Source organism: Pseudomonas sp. MOIL14HWK12:I2 (genome assembly GCF_000510745.1).
Classification (GTDB): Bacteria; Pseudomonadota; Gammaproteobacteria; order Pseudomonadales; family Pseudomonadaceae; genus Chryseomonas; species Chryseomonas oryzihabitans.
In genome coordinates, this window is the sequence record NZ_KI783314.1 from 112,171 (window position 1) to 124,200 (window position 12,030).

A 12,030-nucleotide genomic window follows, 5' to 3' on the forward strand; every position below is an offset into this window, starting at 1 on the left:
GCGGACTCCCTAGGCGATCGGCTGGTGGACGGTGACCAGCTTGGTGCCATCGGGAAAGGTGGCTTCCACCTGGATCTCCGGGATCATCTCCGGGACGCCTTCCATCACCTGGTCGCGGGTCAGCAGGGTGGTGCCGTAGTGCATCAGCTCGGCCACGGTGCGACCGTCACGGGCACCTTCGAGCAGGGCGGCGGAGATCAGCGCCATGGCTTCCGGGTAGTTGAGCTTCACCCCACGCGCCAAGCGGCGTTCGGCCACCAGGCCGGCGGTGAAGATGAGCAGTTTGTCTTTCTCGCGGGGCGTCAGGTCCATGGGTGTTCCGGTTGGCAGGTTCGGTCAGGGAAGGTCGATCATCGCGGCCGTGGGCCGCGCCTACAATTCTGCGCTTCCATGTAGGAGCGGCCCATGGCCGCGATCACGAAGATATCAGGTACTCCAGATTCGCGGCGGGACGGCGATACGGCCGAGCAGGGCGGGGCGCAGCAGGCGCCAGACCGCGATCAGCCAGGCGCGGGCCTGCAGCGACTCGGCGGCCAGGCAGCGAGCGACCACCAGGCCCGGCAGTTGGGTCAGGTCGCCGCGCACCGGCAGGTCGAGTTCGCGGCAGCGCTCCAGGGTGTCGGCGTCCAGGGTGCCGGTGAGCAGCAGGGTAGCGAACACCGGCTGACCGGCGAGGCCGATGGGCGAGTCCAGCAGGCGATTCGCGCCGACCAGGCGCTGGCGCTCGTGCCACAGCGGGGTGCCGTCGCGACGGATGTCCAGATGGGCCTGAAACAGGCCGTCGGTGAAGCGCTCGGCGCTGGCCGGACGACCCAGGGCGACGATGTCCCAGTAGCAGAGGCGGGCATCGCCCTCCAGCTCGATGCGGGTAGCGAGGTGGGCCTGGGCACCGGCGAAGACGATGGTCTCCTGGGGCAGCCATTCCAGGGTGGCACCGGTGGCGACGCGCAGCTCGACCTGCTGGTGGGCGGCGCTGTCGGCGCGATACCACTTGGCTGCGCCGGGACTGGTGAGCTGAGCCCAGGCGTTTTCGCCGACGCTGACGTCGATGTCCAGCCGATCCCCCCCGGCGATGCCTCCCGGGGGATGCACGACGATGTGCTGGCAGACCTCGGGGCCTTCGGCGTGCAGGTGTTTCTGCACCCGCAAGGGGCCGAGGTGGCGGCGGGTGGTCGGCCGGGTCCAGTCGCCCTGGCGGGCATAGGCCAGCTCCAGACGCGCCAGCCAGGCGGGGGTGAAGAGGGCAGGGGGCAGGGCAGAGGTCATCGGGTGGTCGTTGTTCTGGTTGGGGCTGTTTGGGGAGCGCCTTGCAAGAATCTGACCGAGTGGGCAGAGGTTGGCTTTCGGCTAGGTATGGTGGGGGTGTTTGGCTGATTACCGAGTGCTTTGATGGTTTTTGTTTCGCCCGCTCGGGCGCATCACCTTCACCGCTTCGGTAGGTTGGCGCTGAGTGGAGCGAAGCCCAACGTTGCGGAGGTTGGCCGTGATGCCTCGGTTTACCAGTGCTCTAGCTGCTTATCGAGGTCTGTTGATGGTTTTGTTTCGCCCACCAGGGCGAGTTACTTTTTGCAGTCGCCAAAAAGTAACCAAAAACGCTTGCCCCACGTTTCGGCCCTCCGCTTCGCTCCAGGTCCCCTCACTCCGGTGCCGCTCCGGGGGCACGGCACGAAGGGGCCTCCTGCCCCTCGCGCCTTGCTCGGCGTCCTGCCTCGCATCCCCCTCCGCGACACCTGCACTCGGCCTCACTGACGGGGCGGGGCGCCAGCCTGATGCCTGGGTGTTCACAGGATCTGTAGCGTGGAAAACCGCATAGCGTTTTCCACTGGTGGGCACCTAAGCCATCAGTGGACAAGGCTTCGCCGTTGTCCACGCTACGGGCTACGGGCTACGGGCTACGGGCTACGGGCTACGGGCTTTTGTGGCTGTTCAACCAATATTTTCAGGCTGGCGAATCGCCCCGTTCAGGAGGGCGAACGCCAGTGTCGTGGAGTGGGTCGAGTCGCAGGGATGCGGCGAGAGGCCTAACGGGCCATGGACGGCCCGTGTAGGCCGACCCCGGAGCGGCGCTGGCGTGAGCGGACCTGGAGCGAAGCGAAAGGCCGGATGGTGGGGCAAGCGTTTTTGGTTACTTTTGCGGCGATTGGCAAAAGTGACTCGCCCGAGGGGGCGAAACAAGAAGTACCAGCAAAGCTAGATAAACAGCTATGGCACCCATAACACAGAGCCGCAACCCCACCTTGTTGGGCTTCGCTACGCTCAGCGCCAACCTACGTCAGCCGGCGTTCGTGGCTCTTTTCCCCACCCCATTTTAAGAAAGCTGCCGCCACTGCCGCGGACTTACCTGAAACCACCGCCGAAACGCCCGCGAAAAGGCGCTGGTCTCCGAATAGCCCAGCAGCGGCGCCAGGTCGGTGACCGGCAGGCGCTGCCGCAGGTAGTGCTGCGCCAGGTCGCGGCGGACGCCCTCGACCAGCGCCGAGAAACTCGCGCCCTGGTCGCGCAGGCGGCGTTGCAGCTGGCTGGTGGAAAGGTCCAGGCGCTGGGCGATGGACTCCAGGCTGGGCTCGCCCAGGGGCAGCGCCAGGCGCACCGAGGCGCGGACCTCTTCCAGCAGTTCCATCTGTGGCAGGCGCTGGCCGAGCTGGCGGATGGCGTCCTGCACCACCAAGAGGAGCAGCGGATCGTGGTCGGGCATGGCGCGGCCGCGCAGGTCGGCCTTGGGCACCAGCATGGCATTGCAGGGCTGGCCGAAGCTGACTGGCGCGTCGAACAGCCGGCGGTGCTCGTGCCAACCCTCGGGGCGCGGGTGTTCGAACTGCACCGCGCGCGGCGCCCAGGTGGGCCCGAGCACATGGCGCAAGAGGTTGAGCAGCATGCCCAGGGTCAGCTCGGCATCCTGGCGGCGGGCGACGATGGCGCCGTGGCGCACCTGGTAGTCGAAGCGCCAGCAGTCACCGGCGTCCACCAGCTGGATCAGGGTGCTGTGCTGGTGAAAGGGAAAGGCGGCGGCGAAGTTCTGCAGGGCCGCTTCGGCGGTGGGCGAGCAGAGCCCCACGTAGCCCAGCAGGCCGAGCATCTGCGGTTTGAATTGGCCGCCGTAGTGCAGGCCGAAATTGTCGCAGCCGGACTGGGCGGCGGCTTCCTCCAGGACCCGGCAGTAGTTGCCCAACCCCAGGCTCAGGGTGGGGTGCTGCAGCTGTTCGGGGTCGATGCCGGCAGTGCCGAAGATGCGATCGACATCGCCACCGTGGCTGGTGATGACGGCATCCAGTCCGCTGGCGGCGGCGGAGAGCACGCCGAGATTGCGCGACGGTGAGGTCAGGGCGGCGAAGCCGGAGGCGGCCAGGGGCATGGTGCGGGTCCAGGGAGGGGATCGGCATGAATGAAGCAAAGGCTGTGCCCCGAGGTGGAAAGCGGTCCTCCATCGGGGCTGGAACGCCGAGGGCTTCACGCTATTGGGCGTCTTGGTGTGCCTCATCGCGGGGCGGGCGGTCGGGCATCGCACCAGGGTGGTGCGGTCTCGGGTAGCACCCTGGGAAGAGGAGTAACGTCGACTTGACCCGAGGTCACAGCGACCGTGCCAAGCGGTCAAGTCGCCACGGCCCCGAGCTGTTTAAGCTCGAAAAAGCCGGGCATCGCGGGATCGCGGTGACCCATTCGGATCACGTCGCTACAAGGGGAGTGGCCTGTCATGACCAACGAGAAACTCAAGCCGACCCTCGGCACCCTGCACCTCTGGGGCATCGCCGTGGGGCTGGTGATCTCCGGGGAATACTTTGGCTGGAGCTACGGCTGGGGCGTCGCCGGGACCCTGGGCTTTCTGATCACCGCGCTGGTGGTGGCGGTGATGTATACCTGCTTCATCTTCAGCTTCACCGAGCTCACCACCGCCATTCCCCACGCCGGCGGACCCTTCGCTTACAGCCGGCGCGCCTTCGGCCCCATGGGCGGCACCATCGCCGGCATCGCCACCCTGATCGAGTTCGTCTTCGCCCCGCCGGCCATCGCCATGGCCATCGGCGCCTACCTCAACGTGCAGTTTCCCACCCTCGATCCCAAGCTCTGCGCGGTGGCGGCCTATTTCATCTTCATGACCCTGAACATCCTCGGGGTGAGCATCGCCGCTACCTTCGAGCTGGTGGTCACGGTGCTGGCGGTGATCGAGCTGCTGATCTTCATGGGGGTGGTGGCGCCGGGCTTCAGCCTGACCAACTTCACCAGCGGCGGCTGGGCCGGGCAGGACCAGTTCTCCCTGGCCGCGGTGGGCGGCATGTTCGCCGCCATTCCCTTCGCCATCTGGTTCTTTCTCGCCATCGAGGGCGCGGCCATGGCCGCCGAGGAAGCCAAGGACCCCAAGCGGACCATTCCCAAGGCCTACATCGCCGGCATCCTCACCCTGGTGACCCTGGCCATCGGCGTGATGATCTTTGCCGGCGGCGTGGGTGACTGGCGCGCCCTGTCCAACATCAACGACCCGCTGCCCCAGGCCATGAAGGGCGTGGTGGGCGAGGGCTCGATGTGGCTGCACCTGCTGGTGGGCATCGGCCTGTTCGGCCTGGTGGCCAGCTTCCACGGCATCATCCTCGGCTATTCCCGGCAGTTCTTCGCCCTGGCCCGCGCCGGCTTCCTGCCCCATGGCCTGGCCAAGCTGTCGCGCTTCCAGACCCCGCACCGCGCGGTGCTGGCCGGTGGCGTGGTGGGCATCGCCGCCATCTTCAGCGACGGTGTGATCAGCCTGCAGGGCCTGACCCTGACCGCCGCCATGATCACCATGAGCGTGTTCGGCGCCATCGTCATGTACATCATGAGCATGCTCAGCCTGTTCAAACTGCGGCGCAGCGAGCCCAACCTGGAGCGCACCTTCCGCGCCCCCGGCTATCCGGTGGTGCCGGCCATCGCCCTGGTGCTGGCGGTGGTCTGCCTGATCGCCATGGTCTGGTACAACCCCGTGATCGCCAGCGTCTTCGTGGTGCTGATGGTGATAGGCGCGTTGGTCTGCGGTCTCAGCCGTAGACAGAGCGACATCGCTCCTGACGCTGCCTTTGGCGAGGCCTGAGAGCCTGTTGAAAGTCTGCTGCGCGTCGGCCAAACGGCGTTGAAAATGGCTTCGGAATGCTCATTTACCACTCGTAAACTCCGCTTCCTCAGCCATTTTTCGCCTTGTTTGTCTCTAGCTCGCGAGCCTTTGAACAGGCTCTGCGCAGCGCAACCCGAGGAGGTAGCATGAGCGGTTTCCAGCACAGCGTGGGTGGCCAGACCTGGCGCTTCGCCGATCTCAAGGAACTGCTGGCCAAGGCCACCCCGGCGCGATCCGGGGATGTCCTGGCCGGGGTCGCCGCCAGCAGCGACGTGGAGCGGGTGGCGGCGCAGATGGCGCTGGCCGAGGTGCCGCTCAAGCACTTTCTCAGCGAGGCGGTGATCCCCTACGAAGCCGACGAGGTCACCCGGCTGATCCTGGATAGCCACGATGCCCAGGCCTTCGCCCCGGTCGCCCACCACACCGTGGGCGGCTTCCGCGACTGGCTGCTGGGGCCGGCGGCCGACGAGACGAGTCTTGCCGCCCTGGCCCCGGGGCTGACCCCGGAGATGGTCGCCGCGGTGTCCAAGATCATGCGCATCCAGGACCTGATCCTGGTGGCGCAGAAGGTCCGGGTGGTGACCCGCTTTCGCAACACCATCGGCCTGCGTGGACGGCTGTCGACCCGGCTGCAGCCCAATCACCCCACCGACGATCCGGCCGGCATCGCCGCCAGCGTCCTCGACGGCCTGCTCTATGGCAACGGCGATGCGGTGATCGGCATCAATCCGGCCACCGACAGCACCAGCGGCATCTGCGAACTGCTGAAGATGCTCGACGCCGTGATCCAGCGCTACGAAATACCCACCCAGTCCTGCGTGCTGACCCACGTCACCACCAGCATCGCCGCCATCGAGCGCGGCGCGCCGGTGGACCTGGTGTTCCAGTCCATCGCCGGCACCCAGGGCGCCAACGAAAGCTTCGGCATCAGCCTGGCACTGTTGCAGGAAGGCTACGAGGCCGGACTGTCGCAACGCCGCGGCACCCTGGGCGACAACCTCATGTATTTCGAGACGGGGCAGGGCAGCGCCCTGTCGGCCGGGGCCCACCACGGCGTCGACCAGCAGACCTGCGAGGTGCGCGCCTACGCCGTGGCGCGGCAATTCAAGCCGCTGCTGGTCAACACCGTGGTCGGCTTCATCGGCCCGGAGTACCTCTACAATGGCAAGCAGATCATCCGCGCCGGGCTGGAGGATCACTTCTGCGGCAAGCTGCTCGGCGTGCCAATGGGCTGCGACATCTGCTACACCAACCATGCCGAGGCCGACCAGGACGACATGGACATGCTGCTGACCCTGCTGGGCGCGGCAGGCATCAACTTCATCATGGGCATCCCGGGGTCGGACGACGTGATGCTCAACTACCAGACCACCTCCTTTCACGACGCCCTCTATGCCCGCCAGGTGCTGGGCCTGCAGCCGGCACCGGAATTCGCCGCCTGGCTCGACCGGCTGGGCATCCTGCGGCTGGAGGACGGCCGCTTCCGCCTCGGCGAAGGCTTGCCAGCGCCATTCCAGCGGGCGCTGGCGCAGTTGTAGGGAGGATCGCGGCCATGGGCCGCTCCTACAAACTCCCTCTGTACCCGTAGGAGCGGCCCATGGCCGCGATAGCTTAGATACCGAATCGTTCAGGAGTCGCTCATGAACCCCAACGACACCGCCCGCCCCGACCCCTGGGCCGAATTGCGTCGCCTCACCCCGGCGCGCATCGCCCTGGGCCGTGCCGGCACCAGCCTGCCGACGTCGGCCCAGCTGGACTTCCAGGCCGCCCATGCCCAGGCCCGCGATGCGGTGCACCTGGCTTTCGATCATCAGGCCTTGCGCGAAGGCCTGGCTGCCCAGGGGCGCGAGACCCTGGTGCTCAAGAGCGCCGCGCCGGATCGCCATACCTATCTGCAACGTCCCGACCTGGGCCGCAAGCTGTCCGAGGAATCCGCGCATGAGTTACAGGCCTATGCCGCCGAGCATCCCGAGGGCTTCGACGTCGCCGTGGTCATCGCCGACGGCCTCTCGGCCCTGGCGGTGCATCGCCATGCGCTGCCGTTCCTCGAACGCCTGGCCGATCAGGCCGGGGCCGAGGGTTGGCGCTGGGCGCCGGTGACCCTGGTGGAGCAGGGGCGGGTAGCGGTGGGCGACGAGATCGGCGGGCTGCTCAAGGCGCGTCTGCTGGTGATGCTGATCGGCGAGCGCCCCGGTCTGAGTTCGCCCGACAGCCTCGGCCTCTACTTCACCTACGGCCCGCGCCCGGGCCTCAACGACGCCTATCGCAACTGCATCTCCAACGTGCGCCTGGAGGGCCTGGCCTATGGCCTGGCGGCGCACAAGCTGCTCTACCTGATGCGCGAAGCGGATCGCCGCAAACTCTCCGGCGTGCAACTCAAGGACGAAGCCGAGGTGCCGCTGCTGGAAGGTGCGCAGGACAACGCCCGGATCGGCAACTTCCTCACCGCGGGCTGATTGCCCGCCGTTCATCGGCGGTATCCCGCGCGGGGGTATCGCTTCGCTCAATTGACCGCCGTCCCGGCCGTAATACTGGCCATTCCCCCTGGCAACCTTCTGGAGCCGCCGTATGACTCTGATACCCACCCGCATCGCCGGGCGCATGACCCTGGGCGTGCTTTGCCTGCTGGGGCTCACCGCCATCGGCGTCTACGCCGTGATGGCCTTTGGTGGTAAACCGCAACTGGTGGCCGCCGGGACGGCCGCGGCCGAACAGTCGGCCACCGCCATCGCACGGCAACTCGCCCTGCAGCTGGCGCGTATCGAAGGGACCAGCGTGGCCCTGGCGGATCTGGGCGAGACGCTGCCCCATGACGAAGGCCTGGTGAAGGCCGTCCTGCCAAGGCTCATCGACAGCCACGGCGACCAGGCTATCGCCGGCGGCGGCCTCTGGCCGGAACCCGCCGCCTTCACCCCGGGGGTCGACCGCCGCAGCTTCTTCTGGGCTCGCAACGGCGCCGGCGGTCTGGAGTACTCGGACGACTACAATGCGCCCCAGACCTCGGCCTATCGCGAAGAATCCTGGTATCGCGATGCCAAGTCGGCCGTGGCAGGGCGGTGCGTCTGGTCCGACGCCTACCAGGACCCGGTCAGCCAGGTCGCCATGACCACCTGCAGCGTGCCCTATCGCCAACAGAACGCCTTCGCCGGCGTGGCGACGCTGGACCTCAAGCTCGATGGCCTCGCCGCCTTCCTCGAACGTCAGGGTGGCGTGACCGGTGGCTATGCCTTCGCCGTCGATCGCAGTGGCAATCTGCTCTATTTCCCTGGGATCAAGGGTGCCAAGGGCCTGCCGACGCTGAACGACGTGATCGCGGGTGAGGCCTCGTTCAAGGCGGTGGCGGATGCCCTCGGCCAGGCGGGCAACCGCACCCTGTACCTCACTCATGACCGCCAGCTCGATGGCGCCGCTTACGTCACCCTGGTGCCAATGGATGCGACCGGCTGGCAGGTCGGTCTGGTCACGCCCGAAGCTCAGGTCACCGGCCTGGCCACGCGCCTGACCAGCCAGATGTTGCTGTTGCTGTTGCCGCTCCTGGCGCTGCTGCTGGGCATAGCCTGGCTCGCCGGCCGGCGCCTGCTGGCCCAGCTGGAAGAGACCACCCTGCAGATCGAGCGCCTGGGCCAGGACGGTGCCAACGCGAGCGAACTGGACATCCGGCGTGCCGACGAAATCGGCCGCTTGCGCGGCGCGGTCAATCGCTACGCTGGCTCGCTGCGCGAGATGCTCCGCCGGATCGCCGCTGACGCCTCGCTGCTGCAGGGCCAGGCGACCGAGCTGGCGCAACTCTCCCATGGCCTGGCCGATCGGGCGGAAAAGCAGCGCGAAGACAACACCCTGCTGGCGACGGCCATCACCGAGATGTCGGCCAGCGCCGGCGAGGTGGCGCGCAACACCACCGACTGCTCGGACGTGGCCCGCGCTTCGCTCGGCACGGTGCACACCGGCCAGAGCCAGATGGCGCGCAACACCGACTCCATGCAGGGGCTGGCCCAGGAGATCGGTGGCGCTGCCACCGCCATCACCCGTCTGGGCGAGGACATCGAGCGGGTCGGCGGCGTGCTGGACGTGATCAAGTCGATCTCCGAACAGACCAACCTGCTGGCCCTCAACGCCGCCATCGAGGCGGCCCGGGCAGGTGAACAGGGACGCGGCTTCGCCGTGGTCGCCGACGAGGTGCGCACGCTGGCCGGGCGGACCCAGGTGTCCGCCAACGAAATCCAGGGGATGATCGCCAGCCTGCGCCAGGCGTCGAGCGCCGCCGTGGCCACCATGCAGGCCGGGGTGCAGCGTACCGAAGTCGCCGTCCGAGAGGCGACCGTCGTGGCCGGCACCCTGAGCGGGACCGTCGACAGCTTCGATGGCATCGTCGAGCGCGCTCAGCAGATCGCCGTGGCCGCCCAGGAGCAGAGCCACGTGACCCAGGAAATCAATGAACTGGCGGTGCGTATCCATGCGGCGAGCGAGGAGGGCGCCCGCGACGCCGGTGCCCTGCGTCAGCTTGGCCAGGAGATGCAGGGACTCTCGACCCGCCTCAGCGCCCTCAGTCAGGGCCAGCGCTAGTGCCGACGGCGGGCGTCGGGACCAGGGCCTTGCGCAGGAAGTAGCGCGCAAAGCCCGGCGGATAGTCCGCCAGTTCGCCGAATACCTCGTAGCCCAGGCGTTCGTAGAAGCCGCGGGCCTGGAATTCGTGGGTGTCGAGCCAGGCGCCGTGGCAGCCGCGGGCCAGGGCTTCGGCCTCGGCGCGCAACAGCAACTCGCGGCCGGCGCCCTGGCCGCGGGCGGCTTCCTCCACCGCCAGCAACTGCACATAGAGCCAGCCATAGCTGGTGTAGCCCCAGAGGCCGCCGAGGGCGTCGCCGCCGCGGGTCAGGCTGATGACCAGGGCCCGGTAACCGCTCGGGCCCGCCTGGCTGTCGTTGTAGCGCCTCAGCGGCGCCGCGATGGCCTGGCGCAGGTCTTCGCGTGCTTCGTCGGTCAGGTGGTAAACCAGGGGCGCTGCGGACATGGCGAAGGTCTCTGGAAGAGGTCTGTCCGAGCATAGCGCAGCAGCGCTGCGTGACCGCCCGGTTCTGCCGCTTTCGCGGGTACGACCTTGGGGTAGCATGGCCCTTTAGCCATTTCGCGAGGGAGCCATGGACATACGTGAAGGTCGCGCCCGGGTCGGCGCCCTCGAACTGGCCTATGAGGACTGGGGCGATCCCGCCGATCCGGCGCTGCTGCTGATCATGGGCTTTGGCGCCCAGTTGCTGCTCTGGCCGGAAGGCTTCTGCGAGGCCCTGGTGCGCCGGGGCCTGCGGGTGATCCGTTTCGACAATCGCGACGTCGGCCAGTCCTCGCGGCTGAGCTGGCCGGGTGGACGGCCGCCTTCACTGTGGCCGGTGCTGGGGCGGGCGCAACTGGGCAAGCCCAGCGCGGTGCCCTATCGCCTGGAAGCCATGGCCGCCGATGCGGTCGGGCTGCTCGATCACCTGGGGCTGGAACGCGCCTTCGTACTGGGCGGCTCCATGGGCGGCATGATCGCCCAGATCCTCGCCGCTCAATGGCCTCAGCGGGTCGCGCGGCTGGGCATCCTGTTCTCGTCGACCAATCAGCCGCTGTTGCCGCCACCCTCGTTCAAGCTGCTGGGCAGCCTGCTGCTGCGGCCGCCGGCCGATCTGCCGGCGGAGGCGGCGCTCGCCCGGCAGAAGGCCCTGCTGCGCGGTATCGAGAGTCCGAGGTATCGCCAGAGCGAGGCCGATCTGGAACGACTGGTGCAGCGTATCCTGGCGCGCGGGGTGGATGTGGATGGGGTGCAGCGGCAGTTGCTCGCCCTGCTCGGCAGCGGCGATCTGCGGCCCTTCGCCCGCCGCATCCAGGCGCCGACCCTGGTGGTGCACGGCGCGCGGGATCCCTTGCTGCGTCCGGCCTGTGGTCGCGCCGTGGCGCGGGCCATTCCCGGCGCCCGCTTCGAGCTGATACCGGACATGGCCCATGACCTGCCGGCACCGCTCTGGCCGAGGCTGAGCGAGTTGTTCGCCGAGTTCTTCCTGGCGGCCTAGGCCGGGCCGCCGGCGCGGGGCCTGAGCCCGTCGATGATCAGCGTCTCCAGGCCCTGCAGGACCTCGTCGAAGAACAGCGGATCCTTCAGCGAGCGGCCGCACAGGGTCTGCACCTGCACCCGGAAATCCGCATAGTGCTGGGTGATGGCCCAGATGCTGAAGATCAGGTGGTGCGGATCCACCGGGGCCAGCTTGCCGGCGGCGATCCAGGTGCGGATCACCCGGGTCTTCTCGTCCATCAGGTCGTGCAGGCTGCCCTGCAATTCGGGCAGCAGCAGCGGTGCGCCCTGGACCATCTCCAGGCAGAACAGCCGGGACTCGGCGGGATAGTCGCGGGACATCTCCAGCTTCTGGCGCAGATAGCCGCGCAGGGCGTCGAGGGGTTCTTGCTCTTCGCTGAAGGTGCGCAGGGGATTCAGCCAGGTCGCCAGCAGCTGACGCAGCACGGCGACATAGAGCTCTTCCTTGTTGCTGAAATAGTAGAGCAGGTTGGTCTTGGAGACGTCCGCCTGCAGCGCCACCTGATCCAGACTGGCGCCGTGCAGACCGAAGCGGGAAAAGATATCGAGCGCCGCGCTGAGGATCTGGGCGCGCTTGGCTTCTATCTGGCGCTGCCGGCGTTGCTGGGCGGCAGGGCTGGGTTGGCGGGACTTGCGTGGCGGAAGATCACTGGCCTGACTCACGAACTGCTCCTTGGGCCTTCTTGGACATCTGACGCGGGCCGGCTGCAGGCGCGGTCGTTGAGCTTCGCACCGTCCTGGTGACGAATCATCGGCGGACCCCGAAGGGTAGCGCGCCGGTCTCCGAACTCTAGCATGACGCGCCAGCCTGCATGCCCCGGATTCGGGCGCCTTGCACAAACTAGGTGCTCTAATCTGGACCAAATGGTCCAGATTTATTCTCGAATAGATC

9 protein-coding genes and 2 pseudogenes are annotated in these 12,030 nt (G+C 67.7%); 6 read left to right on the forward strand and 5 right to left on the reverse strand.

Features of this window, described 5'->3' with window-relative positions:
* Positions 1–9: 9 nt before the first annotated feature.
* From ureA to PSK12I2_RS0121670, 3 genes are all read right to left on the reverse strand, one after another.
* Complete coding sequence (ureA, locus tag PSK12I2_RS0121660; RefSeq protein ID WP_007162996.1) at positions 10–312, reverse strand: urease subunit gamma; 303 nt, start codon at positions 310–312, stop codon at positions 10–12.
* A gap of 114 nt (positions 313–426) precedes the next feature.
* Complete coding sequence (locus PSK12I2_RS0121665) at positions 427–1,266, reverse strand: urease accessory protein UreD (RefSeq protein ID WP_027600041.1); 840 nt, start codon at positions 1,264–1,266, stop codon at positions 427–429.
* Positions 1,267–2,308: 1,042 nt separating this feature from the next.
* The gene (locus PSK12I2_RS0121670; protein WP_027600042.1) at positions 2,309–3,352 is read right to left on the reverse strand and encodes an AraC family transcriptional regulator; all 1,044 of its coding nucleotides are present in this window, start codon (positions 3,350–3,352) and stop codon (positions 2,309–2,311) included.
* 339 nt (positions 3,353–3,691) lie between these two features.
* Between PSK12I2_RS0121670 and eat the strand changes: the two genes are divergently transcribed.
* The 5 genes and pseudogenes from eat to PSK12I2_RS25665 all read left to right on the forward strand — a co-directional run.
* Positions 3,692–5,056 carry an ethanolamine permease gene (gene eat, locus PSK12I2_RS0121675; protein ID WP_027600043.1) on the forward strand — a complete coding sequence of 455 codons (1,365 nt, stop codon included), beginning with the start codon at positions 3,692–3,694 and terminating at the stop codon, positions 5,054–5,056.
* Positions 5,057–5,223: 167 nt separating this feature from the next.
* The gene (locus PSK12I2_RS0121680) at positions 5,224–6,615 is read left to right on the forward strand and encodes an ethanolamine ammonia-lyase subunit EutB (protein ID WP_027600044.1); all 1,392 of its coding nucleotides are present in this window, start codon (positions 5,224–5,226) and stop codon (positions 6,613–6,615) included.
* Positions 6,616–6,717: 102 nt separating this feature from the next.
* On the forward strand, positions 6,718–7,533 hold the full coding sequence (eutC, locus tag PSK12I2_RS0121685; protein ID WP_027600045.1) for an ethanolamine ammonia-lyase subunit EutC: 816 nt from the start codon (positions 6,718–6,720) through the stop codon (positions 7,531–7,533).
* Between the two features lie 202 nt (positions 7,534–7,735).
* Positions 7,736–8,521: pseudogene (locus tag PSK12I2_RS25660) on the forward strand (cache domain-containing protein); the annotation flags it as partial.
* 522 nt (positions 8,522–9,043) lie between these two features.
* Positions 9,044–9,640, forward strand: a pseudogene (locus tag PSK12I2_RS25665) (methyl-accepting chemotaxis protein); the annotation flags it as partial.
* Here the strand turns inward: PSK12I2_RS25665 and PSK12I2_RS0121695 are convergent.
* On the reverse strand, positions 9,621–10,085 hold the full coding sequence (locus PSK12I2_RS0121695) for an N-acetyltransferase (protein ID WP_027600047.1): 465 nt from the start codon (positions 10,083–10,085) through the stop codon (positions 9,621–9,623). The pseudogene PSK12I2_RS25665 and the gene PSK12I2_RS0121695 overlap by 20 nt on opposite strands.
* A 127-nt stretch (positions 10,086–10,212) precedes the next feature.
* Between PSK12I2_RS0121695 and PSK12I2_RS0121700 the strand changes: the two genes are divergently transcribed.
* A complete protein-coding gene (locus tag PSK12I2_RS0121700; protein ID WP_027600048.1) occupies positions 10,213–11,118 on the forward strand; it encodes an alpha/beta fold hydrolase in 906 nt (301 codons plus the stop codon).
* Here the strand turns inward: PSK12I2_RS0121700 and rutR are convergent.
* Positions 11,115–11,801, reverse strand: a complete 687-nt coding sequence (rutR, locus tag PSK12I2_RS0121705) for an HTH-type transcriptional regulator RutR (RefSeq protein ID WP_027600049.1) — start codon at positions 11,799–11,801, stop codon at positions 11,115–11,117. The genes PSK12I2_RS0121700 and rutR overlap by 4 nt on opposite strands.
* Positions 11,802–12,030 lie beyond the last annotated feature (229 nt).